We start from the raw sequence: 18,052 nt of genomic DNA, 5'->3' as shown, positions 1-18,052 counted from the left end.
CTGTCATCGCTGTCATCACGGTCATCGCTTGGAGAGCACGGTCAACTGGCCTTCGTTGATGGTCACTTCGTTGCCGCGCAGCAGGATCTCGGCGCCTGCGCCGGTCGAGATGACCACGGCCTCCTTGGTGATGCGGATGTACGCGCCGCCCTGGGCCTGGAGGAGAATCCCCTGCTCCACGCCGGGCGTGTCGTTCATGACGAGCTTGTGCGCCTGCGGCGTCTGTACGACCACGGGCTTGTTGGGCGAGCCGGCCTGGAGCTCGCGGCGCGCGTCGGGCGGGAGCTCGTCCGCGGCCCCGTACCAACACCCGGTCCACACGGGGAAGCTGGGATCGCCCTGCTCGAACTCCACCCACACGCCCGCCCCCGGCGGCGGCACCACGAACTGCCCCGACTGGGGCCCGGTGAACGGCAGACAGGGCAGCGCCCACGTCGACGGCTCGTCGCCGAGGACGTCCGGGACCTCGACGGTGACACGGCCGATGCGCAGCGGGTCGTCGTTGCTGACGACCCGGCCGCGGAACTTGCCGAGGTAGCGATTGCTGGGTGCCGCCATGGTGGAGGTGCTCCTGGTCGATGGGTTGTGTGGATGCGGGTGGGCGTGTGGGGTGTGTTCGGTCGGTCCGGTGTGTGCGGCCTACGGTCGGACGTAGTCGCTGCGAGCTTCGAGTCCCTCTCTGGAGAGGGTGAAGTTCTGCTGGTACGAGCCCGGACGCAGGTTGTGCGTCACGGACTTGACGTAGTAGTCGCCGTCGTACGCCCGTCCCGCACCACGTACGCCGACGAGCTGGCGGGGCTGGAGGATGTAGCCGTGCCGGTTGACGTCGAGCGAGCCGGAGCCGGAGACGACATCGGCGGACACGGCGGCGCGGGCGAGGAGTTCGGCCTCGGCCTGCTCGCGCTGCTGCTTGGCGGTGCCGGAGAGCGTCCTGCGCTTGAGGGCCGGGGTGGGCCGCTTGCCCAGGGGCGGGCGCAGCGGGCTGATCGACGGCTGCGGAAGCAGGGCGGACTGCCGGGTCTCGGGGTTCTGCCAGCGGGCCTGCGGCTCTTCCCGGGCCGTTCCGTCGTACGCGAACGTCAGCTGGTCGACGGTCGAGTTGGCGTCCATGTTGACGTTCAGGGCGTGCTGACGGATGCCGAGGCGGACTTCCGGCCCCCAACGGGCCGAGGACTGGCCGGGGTTGGGGCCGGGCTCCAGGTAGAAGGTGTACCCATTGGCACGGGCCAGCTCGGTGACGTACTGGAGGTCGGTGCCGGTCTGGTAATGCACGCGGAGGTCCTGGTGCGGGGGCTGGGCGACCTTCTCGGTGTAGACGTCGGGCCGGATGCCGTAGTCGGAGTAGCGGCGCAGGATGTTCAGCACGCGCTCGGACGGCGGGAGATTCGGATACCGGGCGGTGCGCTCCTCCAGGTCCATGAGCAGCGTCAGATCCTCCCCGGTGACGGTGAGGGTGGAGTGACCGGGCTGGTTGCTGGCGCCGACCTCGTGGCGGACGACGAGCCCGTCGAAGAGGACGTCCGGGGTGCCCTTGACGCTGACGGTGACAATGATCCGGGTCTTGGGATCGAAGAACCCCTCGGGCAGCAGCCGTCGGCTGATGATCCCGTTCTTGGTGAGGTCGAAGGCGATCTGAAAACCGCTGCGCTCCCCCGCCGTGGCGGTGATCTGCGCGGAGAGCAGCGCCTCGGTCACCTCGGCCGGGACGGGCCGGGCGAGCTTAGGCCCCATGAGGAGCGTGATGTGAACGGGGCCCTGCCCCACGGGCAGATCAAACACGCCGGTCTCCCCTGCCGCCGGGGAACCCACCGGCCAGCGGGATGTCGATGACGCGCCCGGCCTCGTCGGTCAACTCGCGTGGATCCAGTACGGGGTTGGCGTCGGCGATCTGCCACCACTGGCCGACGTCACCGAAGTAGTGCTGGGCGAGCAGGTCAGGACGTTCGCCTGCGCCGACGGTGTGGGGCTGGGTCAGGTCACTGTCCGGGGCCGGGTCCAGCTGGGGCAGCAAGCGGCGCTTGGTGTAACGGACTTCGGTGCCGTCGGGACGACGGTGGATGCCGATCTCGGCGTCGTGGTAGCGGCTGGTGCGTGGATAGGGATGTGCGCCCGGTATGGCGTCCAGGGCGTTCTCGTACGGTTCGATCTCGGCCATGGTTGTCCTCCTCAGCCCCTTCCGAACGCGGCGTTGGTTCCGATTCCGGTGCCCATCACGCCTCCGCCTCCGCCGAGCCCCATCGAGCCGAGGCTGCCGCCGCGTGCGGCTGCGGCGAGCCGCTCCTTCTGCGCGAGGTGGGCCATGTACAGGTCGGCGCCTCGGTGGCCGGCGGGGAGGTCGCTGACGGTGAGGATCTTCATTCCGATGCTGAGGGAGGCGCGAATGGGGTTGAGGTTCACGTCGAAAGCGGACTCATTGACGGACAGCTCGGTGAGCCGGACCGGCATCACCCTCTTGCTCCCCCAGGTGAACAGGGTGAGCGGCATCTCGATCGGGCTGATCTCGATGGCACCCTTCTGGGACAGCTTCATCGCTGCGCGCAGTTGGGCGGTGGTGGGCTGCACCAGCATTTCGAGCGTGGCGAGCTGCGGGTGGATGCCGTCGGGCGCCGCGATCTCGAACTGGTCGGTGGCGTCGATCTCGGCGGTGAACTTCCAGGTCTCCTGGGCGGGGCCCTTGAGCCGGAGCGCCTCGTTGCGGTCCCCACTCCCGGCACCACCACTGCCGCTGTCGCCGCTGTCCCCGGCGGACTGGGGGGAGACGCTGCGCTCCAGGGTGTCCGGGTTGAACTGCAGGACGATGATCCGCTGGGGGGTGCCGGTGTCGGGGTTGACTACGACGATGCCGGAGCGGATGGGTTTGGGGATGTCGGCGTAGCGGGTCACAGGCGTTCCTCGAGTCGGGTCCGCAGGTCCGTGTAGTCGTGGGAGGGGAAGAGGCGGGGGAAGACGTCGAGCATTTCCTTCAGGCCGTCCTCCAGCGGGAAGAAGCCCTCACCGCACAGATCCGGCTCGCAGTACAGGTACTGCCAGCCGATCACGCCCTTGGTGACCATCAAGGTCTCCACATAGGCTGGGTAGTCCAGTTCCATGGGCATGGCGCCCTGACGCATGTCGAAGAACCAGACCTCGGGGTCGGTGGCACCCGGGGTGGCGCGCAGCAGGGACATACGGCCGGAGCCGGTCTGGGGGGTGTCGTCGATGATGCGGAGGTCTTGGTAGAGGGCTCGCTCCTCGTCGTCCTCACCCTTCCAGTACCTCGTCATCCGCATATTGCCGACCGCGCTCATGATGTGGTGGAGCTTGAACTCGCCGACAAGTGCCGTGTCAGGCCGCCGGGACCGCCAGGCCGCCTCGACCGCGCCGTAGCGGAAGAAGTACTCCTGGATTCGGCGGCTCAGCGGCAGGTCGTCTTCCTCCGCGAGTTCCTCGAAGACCGTCTCGGCGACGTCGAACAGGGAGACGATCTCGCCGAACTGCGCCAGGTGCACATCGAATTCGGCGGTCTCCCTGATCTCGCGGAGGAGCTTGGCGCAGCGCTCTTCAAAGGGGTACCGGAATTCTTCCTCATTGTTCGCCGTCATGACACCGTCCAGCTCACTTCGCTCTCGTCCATCAACTTTTCGTAGTTGGCCACCATGAGGTCCAGACCCTCCAGAGAGATATTGGTTCCCTTGGCGTAGTCCTTCACCATCTTCCTCAGCTCACGCCCGCCGCCTGCCTTCGTCAGCTTGCCGCCCGATCCCAGCAACTTGGTGCGGGCCTTGACGAAGTGCTCCGCGAGGCGCGGGTGCTTGCCCCCGAGCAGCCTGACCTGGACGGTGGGGCCGCCGACGACGTTGATGGACAGGCGGGTCTTCTCGTTCGCGGCAATCGGATCGGGGTTCTGGGACCAGGGCTTCGTCAGGCCCTTCTCCCGCCAGTCGTCCGGGCTCTTGCCGGTTCCGCCGACCTTTTCGTAACCGCCGAATTTCGCATAGATGTGGCTCGGGAGATGAGGCCAGTCAGCGTGGTTGAACTCAGCGCCGGAGTGATACCAGATGAGGGTTTCCGAGTCCCCGATCGCCTTGTACGCCTGATCCTCGATTTCCTCCCGGGCTTTGATGTTCGTCTCCGGACCGCGTGCCGGCACCAGGTTGTTCCCGGTGGCCTGACCGCCGATCCGCTCGGGCAGCAGATGCATACGGACCCAGCGAGATCCTTCGCTCAGCCCTCGGTTCACCACATCGAGCCAGCCGGGCGGCTGTCCCCAGGCGGCCTTGTTGGCGTCCTGCCCGCCGCCCCCGAAGACCGTCTTCGATGGCGTGCCGATGAATTTGGACTCATGGGCCTCGTCCGATCGCCGCTGCTTGGGGCCGAGCGAAAGGTCGGCAAAGGTCTGGAGTTGTTCCTCGGGGATGTCGAAGTAGAGCCGGTTGCGGGCCTGGTTGGCGAACTGCTTCAGCTGCCGCGCCAGATCCCGCTTGTTCTTGTCGACCTCCCGTTCCCGCTTCTTCTTGTCGGTCTCCGCCGGGATCCGCGCCTGGATCTTCAGCGCCTCTTGGTATTCGTTCTCGGCCGAGTCCACGTATTCCTGCTGCTTCACCCTGTCCTTCTCGGCTTCCGGCTTCTGAAGGTCCTTGCGCCACTCCGCCATGAACGGCGGCACTTCCTTCGGCGTGCTGTGGATGTACAGGGGTGCGCGCGGGCCCCGGCCGTGGAAGCGCAGCGTGTGCCGCTCACCGTCGTCGGCGTCGGCGTACCGCACCTGCGGCAGGTCCACCGGTTCCTTGGTGTCGTCGCGCCGGTCCCGGCGACGGTCCCGGGCCGGACGGCGCCCCCGGCCGTCGCGCATCCGGTCCCTGCGCCTGCGCCACCGGTCCCGCAGACGCCGCAACCGGTCGTTCAGGCGGCTACCGAGTCGACGGCGGGCCTTGCCGTAGAGCTTGCGGGCAGCTCGACGCGCCCGGTTCGCCGCCGACTTGACGGTCTGACGAGCACGGCGCATGCGGCGGGGCCGGCCGTCGGGACGACGGTCGCGGTCGTGGCCCTTGTCACGGTCCCGGTCCTTGCCGTCGGCGCGACGGCGATCGTCCGTGCGGTGGTCATCGGGGCGCTTGTTCCTGGGATCGCCGTCCCGGTCGCGGTTGCGGTCGTCCTTGCGCAGCGTGTCCCGGGCCGGGCCCCTGCGTGCGGGGCGAGCCGTGGCGTCGTCGCGGTCCTTGTCGCGCGTCCTGCGTTCAGCATCCCGCGCCCGCTTCCTGGCCGCGTTCACCTCTCGTCCCTCCTCCCGGCGCTCGTCCTCGTCGCGGCGCTTCTTCGGGCGAGTGGTCTGTGAGGGGCGTGGCTTCTTCTCCGGGGAAGAGCGCTTGCCGGGGCGGGGCTTGGACGGTGGGCGGGAGGTCTTGTCGGGTGAGGGCTTGCGCGGGGCCGGGCGGTCGTCCTGCCTGTCCGGGGTGGAGGGCTCGTCGTCCCTGCGGTCGTCGTCCTTCGGTCTCGTGTCCTTCGGCTTGTTCGGCGCGGGCGGCTGCCCCGGCGCGTCCGGCTCCCCCGGCTTGTCCTTCTTCGTGCGGATCTTCTTCAGCATGTCGCCGAGCCGGTCCGCGACCTTGCCCATGAACCGGCCGACGCCCTCGATCAGGAACGTGTAGACCAGCTCCAGCAGCGCCACGACACCGGCCGCGACCGCCTTCGCGAACGGCAGCGCGCCGTTTCCGCTCTTGACGGACTTGAGGAAGTCCATGAAGAGGCCGAACGCGGCGAGGATCTCGCTCAGGGCGCCCCAGGCGGTCTGCAGGGCGTCGATGATCGCCATGACCCAGCCGGCGCCGGGAATGAGCTTGGCGACGACCTTCTCGACGACCATCACTCCGATGATGACGGGGAGTTGGGGCAGTGCCTCGTCCCACGCCATCTGGGCCATCTGGTCCACCGTGACGCCGCCGTCGAGCAGCGCCTGGAAGTCCTCCATCGGGATACCGATGATCTCCTGGATCTTCTGGTTGAACCAGGCTCTGACCGCGGTCTTGACCTCGTTGAAGAGATGTTCCTTGGCGCCGGTCTCGGCGGCGGCGCCCGCCTTGCTGATCCAGTCGCCGGGGTCGGAGACGATGTCGTTGAAGATGGCCGCCCACTCGCCCAGGGCAGCGACGGCGGCGGCACCGAACTCCAGCGCGCCGACGGTGACGGACTCGGCGACGTCGACGGCCGCCAGCAGCCCGGTCTCCAGGACGTCGAGGCCGGCGAGCAGCGCCCCGCACAGCCCGTCGAGCAGCTTCCCGGCGACCTCCTTGAGGGCGTCGGCGAACTCGTTGACCTTCTGTACGGCCCAGTCGCGCGCACCGTCGATGGTCCGGCGCCACTTGTCGCGCATCGCCGGGTAGTCGGCGAGAAGTTCGTCGCCGAGGGCGATCAGGGCGTCGGCGAAGGTGTTGATCTGATCGATGACCCAGTTGCGGGCGTCGTCGATGAGCTTGAAGACCTGCTGCTTGAACTTGTCGATGACGTCGGTGACGACCTGCCGGGCCTTCTCGAAGATGCCCTTGATCGCGTTCTTGAGGCCCTCGAAGAACTCCTTCAGCTTCTCGATGGCCTCTTCGAGCCAGTTGTCGGCGTCGTCCTTGCCCTCGTTCTGCTTCTTCTCCGCGTCCTGCTCTGCGTTGGTCTGTTCCGTCTCGATCTTCTTGTTGTCGTCCTCGGTGCGCTTGTCGACGTCCTTGTCGGTGTCTTCTTCCTTCTTCGTGATGTCCTTGCGGACCTGGTCGTACTTCTTGCCCTTCTTGCCGTCGATCTCCGAGACCTTGTCGTCCTGCTCCTTGCGCCACTGGTCGCGGGAGTCGGAGATGTCGGAGCGGCCCTTGTCACGGGCGTCGGCCTGCTTCTTGCCGCTGGCATCGACCTCGCGCCTGAGGTCCTCGTCGTACTGCCTGCGGTCGTCCGTGGACTTCTTGTCCTTGGCCTGGCGTTCCTGGCCCATCTGTTGCCGGCCCTGGGCGAAGCCTGCCTGGATCTGGGGGCCGCGGTCGTGTTCGGCCACGGCGGAGGCGGACTCGATGGGCACGCCGCCGGACACGGAGCGCGGGCCGCTCGCCTTCGCCCCGCCCTTCCCGCCTGCGACCTTGCCGGTCAGGGTCTCCTTGGGGACGTCCGGATAGAGCTGGTCCTCACCCATCGGCAGCCCGGCGTCGGCGCGGCCCGACTGGTGCAGCTCGTTCTTCCGCTCGTCGAGCTTCTGGCCCTGTTCGTCCGTGCGCTGCGGATCGGAGTCGTTCTCCAGCGGTAGCCGCGGGGCGTCGCCCACGCGGGTGTTCCGGAGGCCGTCGTCCTTGGTCGGAAGGCCGAGGATGGAGTCGATCAGGTCGTCGAGCGGCAGGATCTCCTTGAGCAGCTTGCCGAACAGCTGGGCGCCGATGGTGAGGGCGATGTCCCACCAGCTCGGCTCCGGGACGTTCGCGCCCGGCACCTCGCCTTCCGGCTTCTGCTCGCCGGTGATCTCGGGTGTCCTGCCCGCTGCGGCCTCGGTGCGGGCGACCTTCGCGTTGGTGTAGGTGCCGGGGGCCGCCGGGGTCGGGCCGCCGGGGACGGTGCGCGGTGACCCGGACGGCCGTTGCGTGGTCGGCGGCGCCTTGCGCAGCGCGGTGCGCTCCTTGTCGACGGAACGGCCGACGGCGGAGTCGACGCCCTTGAGGGTCTCCAGGGCCTGGTGGGGCTTCAGCGAGCCGGCCGTGGCCAGGCCCGACTCGGGTGTGGCGTTGGAGACGTCCGGGGCCGGGGCCTCCTTCTTCGGCTTCGCACCGCCGGCGGGTGCGGTGCGGCCGCCGGCACCGCGGCCACCGGACCGAACGGGTGCGGGTGCGGAAGCCGTACGGCCGCCGCCCCCGCCGCTCTTGCGGGCGGTCTTGGCGGCCTGCCGTGCCGCCTGCCGCTTGCTGCCCGTGGGCCTGGTACGTGAGCCGGTCGAGCTTGCAGTGCCACCGCCGGATGCCGGGGCTTCGGTGGCCTTCGGGGCGTTGGTCCTCGCCTCCGGTCCGGCGGCCATGGGGGAAGGACCGTTGCCCGGAGCCAGTCTCGGCGCGGCGACAGGTCCTGGCGTGGAGACCTTGTCGGGGCCGGTGACGGGGCCGGGGGAGGTGGCGTTGCCGTTGCCTTCGGTGACGTCCTGGTCGCCTGCGGAGGGCGTGTTCGGAGCGGGCTGTGTGCTGTCCTTGCCCTGGTCCGCGCCTTTCCCGTCCTGACCGGACGCATTCTCTGCCTGGCCGGACGCATTGCCTGCCTGGCCGTCTGCGTTCCCGGCCCGGTCCGCGCCCTTGCCGGCCTGGCCGCCCTGGTCCTTCCCGCCGCCTTCGGCCGTCTGCGTCCCGCTTCGGGCCGAGGTGGCCGCTTCGGCTCCCGTCTTACCCGCGCCCGCGCCTGCGCTTGCGCCGTCCGACGCCCCCTGGGCCCCGGAGGGCGAACCCGCCGTCTGCGTACGGGCGTCCTCGTCCGCCTTGGCCAACTGGTCGGGCCCGGCCGCCTCACCGGGAGCGGGCACAGCGTCCTGTCCGGCGCCGTCGGCGGCGCGTGCCTCCTCGTCGCGCCGCGCGGCTTCAGCATCCTGCCGGCGCTCGTCCATGCGCGCCTTGTCCGCGTCCGTCCCCGTGACCGACGTCGACGTCCCTACCGCTGCGGCTCCCGGGGACAGACCGAATCCGGCCGGCGCGTCCCCGCCCGAGGCGGAGCCCTGGTCCGCGGACATGCCGTCCATGAGCTCCTGGACGGCCCGGTCCTCGGCGTCGTCCTCGTCCGTGCGCTCGCCGCTGTCCGGGGCGGTCCCTGGTTCTGCCGTGTCCTGGGCCTCGTCCTCGGGAGATGGGCCGTCGGAGAAGGTGAGAGCCGGGGCGCGGGGCGCTCCCCGCTTGCGCCGCTGGAACAGCCGGGGGTCGACCGCCGTGTCCTCGCCCGAGGGCGCGGTGTCCGCGTCGGCCGCGCGACCGTCGCCGGTGTCCTCGTCGGCGTCCGACTCGACGTCGCCCTCCGCAGGCTCCGCCTCCAGCCCCAACGGCTCGTCGTCGGCGTCCTGTTCGTTCTCCGGGTCCCCCGTCGTGCGGGCCGCCCGGGCGTCGCCGGCGGTGCGTGGTCTCTCGCCCGGCTCGGTTCCGCTGCGGTCCACCGCTGCCGGGGCTGCGGACTGTTGCGGGGCGGCGGCCTGCCGTTCCTCCTGCTCACCGGCCTGCTTCTCCGGTTCCGGCGCGGCCTCGTCCCGAGCCCCGTCGGTTTCCTCCTGCGCCTGCTCCTGGTCACGCTGGTCCTGCTGCTTCTGCTCCTTGCGGTTGTCCGCCGCGTCCTTGCGTTCGTCGTCGGTGTCCTTCTGGGCGCCCTGGCCGGCGGTGTTCCGCTCCTGCAGGCGGTCCTGGGAGCGTTCCTGCTGCCGCCCGGCCGACTCCTCCCGGCCCCCGGCAGCGTCTTGCCGGCCGGACGCCGCGCCCTCCGTGTCACCGTTCTTGTCCTTGGCGTCCCGGTCCTGCCGGTCGCCGGACGCGCCGTCGTCCTGGTTCTGCCGGCCGCCGGGAGCCGGCCGGCCGTCGTCCTCCTGTCGGCCGCGCCCCGACCCGGGGGCGCCCGCACGCTCGTCCCCCTCCTGCCGTTCCTCGGCCGAGGCCCGCTCCCGCTCCTCCTCGACCTCCTCGACGGCACCCGGCACGGCCAGCGGGGCCGTGGCGGCATCCGACGGCAGTGGCCCGGCCTGCTCCGTCTCCTCGACAGCCACCACCAGCCGGTCGATCACCGGTGTGGGCAGCCGCAGTTCCAGCCGGTCGAGCACGATGTCCTGCACCTGGGGCGCCATCCGTGCCAACTGGAGCCGGACCCGCCCGGACCGGTCCTCAGGGTCCCCGCGCAGGGAGCGCAGGAGCGTGTTGGCCATGCGGTCGACGACGGTCGCCGGATCCAGTTGCTCCATACGGCGCTGGTCGGCATCGACCGTGGCGTACCTCAGCCAACCGGGCGTGGCCTGCCCCTGCTCGACGTCCACCTGCTCGGCGGCCGCCGGCTCCGGCTGCTCCACGAGGTCCCGCGCCGCCGCCTCCGCCTCCCGCTCGATGGCCTGCTGCGGCAGACTCACCGCCCCCAACTCCCGTCCCGCACGCAGCGCCCCGAGACCGTGCGGGTTCTGCACGGTGTGCAGGAGCTCGTGGGCGAGAAGGCGGCGCCCCTCGTCCGTGCCCGGCTTGAAGGCGCCCTCGCGGAAGAAGACGTCCTGGCCCACGGCCACCGCGTCCGCGCCGAGCAACTCGGTCAGTTGCCCGGCGTCACGGCCGGTGTGCAGCCGCACGCGGCTCAGGTCATGGCCGAGCCGTTCCTCCAACTCCCGCCGTACACCGGGGTCGAGAGGCTGCCCGGCGCCGCTGACGATGTCCTTCGGCTCGGGCGTACGGGACTTGGCGGCGCGCTCCTTGCGCTTGCGGCGGCGCTGTTCGGCGGCCTGCTCGGCATGGGCGTCCTGGGACGGGGAGGTCACCGGGTCACCTCCCCGTGGCCGCTGAGGCCTTCGTGCACCGCGCGGGCGAGTTCCTGGCCGAGGCGGCGGGCGGACAGTCCCGCCGGAAGGGGCGGCAGGCCGGCGAGGGCGTCGACGGCCAGCGCACCGTCCGCCGCCAGGGGGACCCCGTGGGCCTGGATCAGACGGGTCAGCTCCTGTTCGAAGGCCGTGGAGACGCGGGCCGGGTCCGCGCGGAAGCCGGTGAGGGCGAGTTCGCCGATCTCGACCCGGATCTCGCGGGGAGCCTCGCTCAGAGCGTTGCCGTTCACACCCATCCCCGCACCTCCCCCGGGGTCAGCGACCGCTCCAGCTTCTGGTACTCCGTGCGAGCCGCCGCCAGCATGTGCCGCATCTGCAGGCGGTCGCCCTCCTCGGCCGCGAGGAAGGCGCCGGACAGCGCGATGTTGCGGATCGAGCCGCCCGCGACGGTGAGTTGGGCGAGGAGCCCGGGGTCGATGTCCTTGACCGGGGCCCGGGACGGGAGCACACGGCGCCAGATCTCGGCGCGCTCGTGCTCGGCCGGGAAGGGGAAGTCGACGACGAAGCGGATGCGGCGCAGGAAGGCGGTGTCGAGGGCCTTCTTCATGTTGGTGGTGAGGATGGCGAGGCCGCGGTAGGCCTCCATCCGCATCAGCAGGTAGCTGACCTCCAGGTTGGCGTACCGGTCGTGGCTGTCCTTGACCTCGCTGCGCTTGCCGAACAGGGCGTCGGCCTCGTCGAACAGCAGCAGCGCGCCGCCGCGTTCGGCGGCGTCGAAGACGCGGCGGAGGTTCTTCTCGGTCTCGCCGATGTACTTGCTGACCACCTGGGAGAGGTCGACGATGAACAGGTCGAGGCCGAGTTCCTTCGCCATCACCTCGGCGGCCAGCGTCTTGCCCGTGCCGGAGCCGCCCGCGAACATCGCCGTGACGCCGAGGCCGCGGCGCAGGGTACCCGCGAAGCCCCACTCCTGGTGGACGGTGGGGCGTTGCCGTACATGCGCGACGATCTCGCGCAGCACGCCCGTCTGCCGATCGTGCAGGACCAGGTCGCCCCAGCCCGCCCCCGGCTCGATCCGGCGACCCAGCTCGTCCATGCCGATCCGGGCCTCCTCCATGCCCGCCCGCCAGGCGAGTTCGGCGGCGTCGAGGGTGTCCTCGTAGGGGAGACGGCGGCGTACGGTCGCGGCGGCGGACCGGATGACGTGCGGGGGCAGCTGGAACTGGGCGACCAGGGAACGCAGTTCGCCGTCGTCGAGGTCGGCGACGGGGTGGAACGCCTGGGCCCAGAGTTCGGTCTGCTCGTCGTCGTCGAGGCGGGGCACCGCCACCCGTGCGCCGTGCGGACGGTCCGTGCGCAGGGGGTCCTCGCTGGAGACGACGACCGGTACGGCGGCTCCGGCCAGGAACGCCTCGGTCGCCGCCCGCTGGTCGCGGTCCAGCTCGCCGACCTCGACGAGCAGCGCGGAGGGCAGCAGGATCGCCTCGCGCTGCCAGAGCCGGGCGAGCCCGTCGCGCTCGGCGGGGTCGGCCGGGATGTCCTCGGCGCCCATCGCGTACAGCCCGAGCCCGGACCGGGCGGCCGCCGCGGCGGCGATGTCGGCACGGCTGCGCAGATCACCGCCGGTCACCTCGACGAGCAGCGGCGCGTCGGGGCTCGCGCCCGTCGTCCAGCCCTCGGCGACCCGGCTCGCGGCGCCGTCGTACGACGGCGGCAGCTGTTCCGGCGTCGGGGTGCGGCGCAGGCGGCCGTGCAGGCGGGCGTCGAGGTAGGGCGAGCCCAGCAGGAAGTGCAGGATGCGCTCGTCGAGCCGTAGCCGGGAGGTCGTCAGCCGGGACTCGTCGTCGAGCTCGACGATCCGCCACCGCCGCAGCGGCGCGACGGGCGTGAGGGCGCTCCAGTGCGGTTCGGCGAGGGCGGCCAGGGCGAGCGAGAAGGTGGGGTACGCCCGCTGCGGGTCGCCGCAGGCCGCGGCGCAGCGGGCGGCGGTCGTGGGGTCCAGTTCGTCGGCGGCGGCGAGGAGGATCAGGTCGCGTTCGAAGGTGGTGAGACCGAAGCAGGTGAGGAGGGCGTCGAGGGGGGCGGTGCCGGGGGCGGCCAGGGGGGCCGGGCTCGTCGCCGGGGTGGCGTCCGCGTCCGGCTCCTGTCCGGTGCCGGCGGCGTGGGCGTCGATCCGGGACAGGACACGCCTGATCTCCTCGATCAGCTTCGCGCCCACGTCGGGTCCGCCTTCCGCGCCCGCGATGCCCGAAGCAGCCGCCGTGCCCGCCTCGTTCGTCCCCATGTGCTCACCTGCCCCCGTCGTCCCCATCTCTTGTCAGTCCTCCGTGCCCTTCCGGGGCTCCGGCTGCGGCGGCTTGCTCGCCCGGGCGGTCTTGCGGGCCCGTGCCGGAGCCTTGGCGACGGTCTTGGCCGGGGCCTTCGTGGTCTTCCTGGCAGCACCGCCAGCACCGCTGACCGGCTCGGAAGCAGCAGCAGTGACCGGCCCGGAATGAGTCGCCTTCTCCTCAACGGCTCCCGCTTCACCATCAGTTGACGGTGCGGCGGCGGTGGCCGGCCCGGCCTTCGGCTCCACCCCCGGCGGGACCGGCGCACCCGGCGCCCCGAACGGCAGCACCCGTACGCCCGTCCGCTCCACCGGCTTCGCCGGCACCGGCGTCTCCCGTCCGTCGATGAGGACCAGGGCCGCCTGGTAGACGACCGACAGGGAGTACGGCGTCTGGTGGAGCATCCCCCACAGCTTCGACGTCTCGTCGATGTCCATCACCGTGGGTGTGAACCGCACTCGCTGGGCCGCCTCTGCGAGGTCGCTGCCCACCAGGTGCGGAAGGTGACCGGTCTCCTCGATGACGTCCTTCGGCAGGATCGGTATCTCGTGCAGGGTCCGCACCACGGAGCCGATCAGCCGCTGCCCGACCAGGGTCGTCTCGTCGCCGTATGCGGTGATGAGGTAGTGCAGGTCCAGCGCGGCGGCCGGCCGCTTCACGAGCGTGCCGTCGGAGGCCCGGGTCGGCAGGTCGTTGTTGCGCATCGACGTGTTGGGGGTGACCTGGTAGAGGAACACGTTGATGGTCGGGTGGTCCGGCGCCTCCGCCGGCGGCTTGCGCGGCTCGACCTTCACGGCCTCGTCGAACTCCACGCCCACATGGGACGCGAGCAGCAGGGACAGGGCCTGGGTGACATGGGCGATGGCGAGTGCGTTGCTCATGAAGTCGGTTCCTCGGTTCCTCGGTCCGTCATGTCACTCCCGCCCCCGCGCCAGGTAGTCGGCCAGGCTCAGGGCCGCCCCCGGTCGCTCCGCCGACGAAGGCGTGCGCTTCCGTGTGCCCTGGGACGGCGACGGTCCGGCCGTCACTTCCAGCCGCCCGATCTGCACCTGCACCACTTGCTCGGGGGCCCGCGAGGGGCGCCGTGCGGCGGCCTGCCGTACGGCGTCCCGAGCTGCCGCCGTGTCCGCGGCGCTGGGGCGCAGGGCCGCGGATCCGGCGACGGGGGATGCGGCGTCCATGCCCGGGGGGACGGGCACGGACGCCGCGGTCCGGGATGCGCCCCGCTCCGGGCGCACACGGCCCGCCGCCCGCTGAACGGCGTCCGGCGCGGGCCGGGGGCCGGGCGCGACCAGTGCGACGGGACGCAGCAGCGGCGCCTCGGGCACCGCTCGCGGGGCGGGTGGCGGTGCCGGGTCGGTCGGGGCGCGTTCGGTGCGTACGACCGTCCGCTCCCGTTCCGTGTGCAGCCGCGCGGCGGGCGTCGCCGGGTACGGCCTGTCGCCCGGCCGCGCGGCGGACGGCGTGGTGGCGGGCCACAGCAGGTCGGAGCCGTCGTCCGGTTCCGGTGCGGTGGCCCGTACCGCCTCGACCCGCTCGAACGGGCCGGGCAGGCGGGGGCGTACCCGCACCACACCGGGGCGCGGACCGACGGCTGCCGGGGCGTGCCGGGCGATCAGCCGGTCGAGGAAGTCGGGAACCGGTGCCCCGTCCGCGTCAGACATCCGCACACAGCTCCAGGTAGTAGCGGCGCCGCAGCGGGCTGAGCGCCATGATCTCCGGCTCGCTCCAGCCGTACGACGTGGCGAGCAGGTGGACGTCGAGCAGCAGGTCCCTTGCCCAGGCGTCCAGTTCGGTCCACAGGTAGGAGGCGATGTCCAGCTCGGCCCGGGTGGCCGTGCCGCACTCGGGGCAGGCGATGTTGAGCGTGACGTCGGCGCCGGGGTCGGCGGCCTCGACGGCCTCGGCGATCCGGCGCTGGACCGGGACGGGCAGGTCGCCGGCGGGTACGGCCGCCCCGGCGCGCTCCGCCGAGACGAGGCATCGGGCGAGGAGGGCGGCGCGTGGGTCCGCAGCCCGGGCCGCCGCCGTCAGGTCGGCGGTCCCGGGCAGCCGGAACTCCACGTCCCAGCCGTCCTGTTGGACGCGCACCACGGAGCCGCCGGGCCCGATCCGACCGCTCAGCGAGTGCGCGAACTCCCCGGCGTCCAGGTCGAACTCCATGTCCTCCCCGCACGCCGCGCAGCCCAGCCGCACCTGCATCCGCTCCCCGAACAGGGCGCGGCGCAGCGCGAACAGGTCGGCCTCGCGCTCCCCCACCGGCAGCACCGGCAGGGTCGTGGCGTCGACGTCCGGGCGCGCCGCGCGGTGCAGCAGCAGGGCGCGCCCCGTCGGTGCCTCGGCGAGGCCCGCCTCCCAGGTGGCCAGCAGCTCGGCCGCCCCCGTGATCGCCATGTCTTCCCCCCTCACCTACCCGCTGGTCAAGCGGGGTTGAGGAACGACGGCTCCTCAGGCTCGGGCACCTCGTAGTCCCGCTCCCAGCCCTCGCACTCGAGCTTCAGCGACTGGATGGCCACCGCGTTGGCGTTGGCGTCCAACTCGCCGAGGACCTGGTACTCGCTCGGCCAGGTCCGGTACAGCTTGTGCGAGACGGCGACCTGGCCGGCCTCGTTGAGGACCTGGATGACTATGTCCTTGCGGAAGTCGGCGAGGGACACCTCGGAGCCGAGGCCCGCGCCGACCTGCCAGACCTTGTTGGCCCAGCGGTCGAACTCGGGGTCGTGGGTGACCCCGCGCTCCAGGGTGATGCCCTCGAACTCGGAGCGGCCCGGCGACTTGCGCGGGGAGGAGGGGTCGCCGCCGTGGCGGTGCTTGACGACCTCCGTGGTCCGCTTCAGCGGACTGATCTTGCTGATGCCGGCGACCGTCCGGCCGTCCCACAGGACGAGGAACTTGAAGTTCTTGTAGGGGTCGAAGCGATGCGCGTTGACCGTGAACTCAGCCATCGGATTCCTTCAGTTCTCCACGATTCCCCGCGCCTAGAGCGCGAACTGCCCGGACGTCTGCTGGATTTTGACGATCACGAACTCCGCCGGCCGGACCGGTGCGATGCCGACGAGGACGTTGACGACGCCGTTCTCGATGTCCTCGGTCGTCGTCGTGTCGCTGTCGCACTTCACGAAGTACGCCTCGCGCGGGGTGCCGCCCTTGAAGGCGCCCTGGCGGAAGAGGGTGTGCAGGTACGAGGAGGCGGCGAGCCTGATCTGCTGCCACAGGTTCTCGTCGTTGGGCTCGAACACCACCCACTGCAGGCCGCGCTGGAGGCTCTCCTCCACATGGAGGGCGAGCCGGCGCACCGGCACGTACTTCCACTCGCTGTCGAGCGCGTCGGAGCCCTCCAGCGTGCGCGCGCCCCAGACGACCGGTCCGGTCACCGGGAAGGTGCGCAGGCAGTTGACGCCGAGCGGGTTGAGCAGCCCGGTCTCGCGGTCGGTCAGGTTGACGGTGAGCGAGTGCACACCGGCGAGCCGCGCCTCGGTGCCCGCCGGGGCCTTCCACACGCCGCGCTCGGAGTCGGTGCGGGCGATGACGCCGGCGACCGCACCGGACGGCGGGAAGGAGCGCAGCCGGCCCGTGAGCGGGTCGGTGAGCTGGAGGTGCGGGAAGTACAGGCCCGCGTGGTTGCCGCGCACGGCGTCGAAGGCAGCGAGCCCGGCGCGTGCGGTGTCGACACTGGCCCAGGTGCTCGGCGCGTCGACCAGCAGGAAGATCCGGCGCTCGGCGCACAGCCGCTGGGCGGCCGAGATGACTGTGAGGGCGTCCTCGGTCTTCTCGTACGCCGCGAGCTCCGGCAGCGCCAGCAGGTTGACGTCGGCGACGCCGCGCAGCGCCTGGATGCCGCTCTTGTCGCCCTCGGAGCCGATGAGGTCGCGCGGGCCGGGTGCCTCACCGTCCTCGCCGCCCTCCAGCGGGAAGACCGGCGGGTTGACGGAGGCCTCCAGACCGAGGTCGTTGGCGCACTCGCCGAGGAAGCGGACGACGTCCTCGGGGTCGGTGGAGCCGGCGACGACCTGGATTCGGCGGCCGAAGGCGGTGACCTCGGCGCCCGCGAAGGCGTGCTTGCCGGGCGCGTCGGGCAGGGCGCGCAGCTTGCGTTCGAGCAGCAGCGCCAACTCGGCCACGCTGCACGGGGCTTCGCCGTCGCAGTCGGGGTCGTAGAGCGTGAACTCGCGCTCCACCTCGCCGATCTTGACCGTCAGGTCGACCGCGAGGTTCGGCAGCTCGTGACCGAACGGCTTGGAGACGGTGCCGGAGGGATCGGGACGGCCCTCGCCGACGACCTCGACTCGGATCAGCTTCGAGCCCGCGTTGATCACGGTCTGCGCATAGCGACCGTTCGCAGCGTCCATGGACAGGCCGGTGAAGCTCTCACGGGCCTCGCCCTTGGCGTCGTAGACGCGCAGGTTGAAGGTCTCGTCGGGGCACGGGGTGTCGTGGTCGACGGCGACCCGCAGACCGTTGCCCCAGAGGCCGGGTTCCTTGGCGTGCACTTCGAGGACGGGGCCCTCGCTGTGGCCCTCGGTGGACTTGAGGGTGACGCAGGCGGCCTTGCCGCTGCCGGCCTTGGCGACACGGACGATCACCGCGACGGTGCCGCCGTTGCCGAAGAACTGGTGGACCGCGTAGCCGACGGCGCTCTGTGCGCTCAGGCCGCCGAAGCGGCGCTCGAACTCCGTGAAGCTGGTGACGCGTACCGGCTCGTTCAGCGGACCGCGCCGGGTGTGGCCCACGAAGGCGGTCACGGACGTGGTCAGGGTCGAGATCGTGCGGGTGCTGCTGGGAAGCTCTTCGACGTAGACGCCGGGATACGTCGGCCTGGCGGCGCTCACCGCGCTCATCGGCATTCCCCCTCCTACTCCCTGTCTTGGGCACCGGACAAATGCACCAAGAGGTGGCGGAGGGAGGCATTCCCTTTCCGGCACGCGAAGACGCCCCCCACACGAGCGACGCTACGACGCACACCGCATTCAGTTCCCCCGTCTGCACCCAGGACTTGTCGGTCGCCCGGGCCAAGCAACGCGCTTGTGACTCCTGATGCTCAAGTGCTCAATCCACCTTGGGGCGTTGGAAGTTGACGGAACAAGATGCCTTCAGGCCAGCCCGGCAGGGGGTTTGGTGAAGACCCCCTCCCGGCATCCCCACATCGCGCCTGCGTGCCCCGGCCAGGTGGTTCACGGAACCTGCACAGCGCTGTCGCAGCGGAGTGCCTTGAGGGCTCCCGCCGGGACGGAATCCCTTCATCCACCTCGTTCGA

General features: G+C 71.1%; 13 protein-coding genes. All 13 read right to left on the bottom strand.

The features are described from left to right. Positions 1-21: 21 nt before the first annotated feature. Entirely contained in the window at positions 22-558 is a 537-nt protein-coding gene (locus ACZ7L5_RS34990) for a phage baseplate assembly protein V (RefSeq protein ID WP_471521997.1), read from the bottom strand. An 81-nt stretch (positions 559-639) separates the two neighbouring features. Beyond that, a complete protein-coding gene (locus ACZ7L5_RS34985) occupies positions 640-1,779 on the bottom strand; it encodes a hypothetical protein (protein WP_328883346.1) in 1,140 nt (379 codons plus the stop codon). Next, entirely contained in the window at positions 1,772-2,155 is a 384-nt protein-coding gene (locus ACZ7L5_RS34980; protein ID WP_471521996.1) for a hypothetical protein, read from the bottom strand. Before ACZ7L5_RS34980 ends, ACZ7L5_RS34985 begins: the two co-directional genes overlap by 8 nt. Positions 2,156-2,166: 11 nt before the next feature. Beyond that, positions 2,167-2,883, bottom strand: coding sequence for a hypothetical protein (locus ACZ7L5_RS34975; protein WP_471521994.1), 717 nt, complete (start codon positions 2,881-2,883; stop codon positions 2,167-2,169). After that, on the bottom strand, positions 2,880-3,581 hold the full coding sequence (locus tag ACZ7L5_RS34970; RefSeq protein WP_471521992.1) for a hypothetical protein: 702 nt from the start codon (positions 3,579-3,581) through the stop codon (positions 2,880-2,882). The genes ACZ7L5_RS34975 and ACZ7L5_RS34970 overlap by 4 nt, the downstream gene beginning before the upstream one ends. Then, positions 3,578-10,471, bottom strand: a complete 6,894-nt coding sequence (locus ACZ7L5_RS34965) for an eCIS core domain-containing protein (protein ID WP_471521990.1) — start codon at positions 10,469-10,471, stop codon at positions 3,578-3,580. The genes ACZ7L5_RS34970 and ACZ7L5_RS34965 overlap by 4 nt, the downstream gene beginning before the upstream one ends. Next, complete coding sequence (locus ACZ7L5_RS34960) at positions 10,468-10,767, bottom strand: hypothetical protein (protein ID WP_471521988.1); 300 nt, start codon at positions 10,765-10,767, stop codon at positions 10,468-10,470. The genes ACZ7L5_RS34965 and ACZ7L5_RS34960 overlap by 4 nt, the downstream gene beginning before the upstream one ends. Continuing rightward, the gene (locus tag ACZ7L5_RS34955) at positions 10,758-12,755 is read right to left on the bottom strand and encodes an ATP-binding protein (RefSeq protein ID WP_471521986.1); all 1,998 of its coding nucleotides are present in this window, start codon (positions 12,753-12,755) and stop codon (positions 10,758-10,760) included. The genes ACZ7L5_RS34960 and ACZ7L5_RS34955 overlap by 10 nt, the downstream gene beginning before the upstream one ends. Before the next feature lie 33 nt (positions 12,756-12,788). Then, complete coding sequence (locus ACZ7L5_RS34950; protein ID WP_471521985.1) at positions 12,789-13,679, bottom strand: Pvc16 family protein; 891 nt, start codon at positions 13,677-13,679, stop codon at positions 12,789-12,791. Between the two features lie 33 nt (positions 13,680-13,712). After that, positions 13,713-14,462 carry a hypothetical protein gene (locus tag ACZ7L5_RS34945; protein ID WP_471521983.1) on the bottom strand — a complete coding sequence of 250 codons (750 nt, stop codon included), beginning with the start codon at positions 14,460-14,462 and terminating at the stop codon, positions 13,713-13,715. Further along, complete coding sequence (locus tag ACZ7L5_RS34940) at positions 14,455-15,192, bottom strand: T4 family baseplate hub assembly chaperone (protein WP_471521981.1); 738 nt, start codon at positions 15,190-15,192, stop codon at positions 14,455-14,457. The genes ACZ7L5_RS34945 and ACZ7L5_RS34940 overlap by 8 nt, the downstream gene beginning before the upstream one ends. A 26-nt stretch (positions 15,193-15,218) precedes the next feature. Beyond that, complete coding sequence (locus ACZ7L5_RS34935) at positions 15,219-15,743, bottom strand: phage tail protein (RefSeq protein WP_004003113.1); 525 nt, start codon at positions 15,741-15,743, stop codon at positions 15,219-15,221. 33 nt (positions 15,744-15,776) lie between these two features. Beyond that, positions 15,777-17,642 carry a phage tail sheath subtilisin-like domain-containing protein gene (locus tag ACZ7L5_RS34930; protein WP_471521979.1) on the bottom strand — a complete coding sequence of 622 codons (1,866 nt, stop codon included), beginning with the start codon at positions 17,640-17,642 and terminating at the stop codon, positions 15,777-15,779. Between the last annotated feature and the right edge of the window lie 410 nt (positions 17,643-18,052).

The sequence above is a fragment of the Streptomyces sp. NPDC107528 genome, assembly GCF_055639295.1.
Note: the sequence above shows the minus strand (reverse complement) of the source record. Positions and strands in the feature narration are given on the sequence as shown.

Excerpts from the sequence above, each read along its gene's own strand:
- ACZ7L5_RS34990 (WP_471521997.1), bottom strand. The coding sequence starts at position 558 with ATGGCGGCACCCAGCAATCGCTACCTCGGCAAGTTCCGCGGCCGGGTC.
- ACZ7L5_RS34980 (WP_471521996.1), bottom strand. The coding sequence starts at position 2,155 with ATGGCCGAGATCGAACCGTACGAGAACGCCCTGGACGCCATACCGGGC.
- ACZ7L5_RS34970 (WP_471521992.1), bottom strand. The coding sequence starts at position 3,581 with ATGACGGCGAACAATGAGGAAGAATTCCGGTACCCCTTTGAAGAGCGC.
- ACZ7L5_RS34960 (WP_471521988.1), bottom strand. The coding sequence starts at position 10,767 with ATGGGTGTGAACGGCAACGCTCTGAGCGAGGCTCCCCGCGAGATCCGG.
- ACZ7L5_RS34955 (WP_471521986.1), bottom strand. The coding sequence starts at position 12,755 with ATGGGGACGAACGAGGCGGGCACGGCGGCTGCTTCGGGCATCGCGGGC.
- ACZ7L5_RS34950 (WP_471521985.1), bottom strand. The coding sequence starts at position 13,679 with ATGAGCAACGCACTCGCCATCGCCCATGTCACCCAGGCCCTGTCCCTG.
- ACZ7L5_RS34945 (WP_471521983.1), bottom strand. The coding sequence starts at position 14,462 with ATGTCTGACGCGGACGGGGCACCGGTTCCCGACTTCCTCGACCGGCTG.
- ACZ7L5_RS34940 (WP_471521981.1), bottom strand. The coding sequence starts at position 15,192 with ATGGCGATCACGGGGGCGGCCGAGCTGCTGGCCACCTGGGAGGCGGGC.
- ACZ7L5_RS34935 (WP_004003113.1), bottom strand. The coding sequence starts at position 15,743 with ATGGCTGAGTTCACGGTCAACGCGCATCGCTTCGACCCCTACAAGAAC.
- ACZ7L5_RS34930 (WP_471521979.1), bottom strand. The coding sequence starts at position 17,642 with ATGCCGATGAGCGCGGTGAGCGCCGCCAGGCCGACGTATCCCGGCGTC.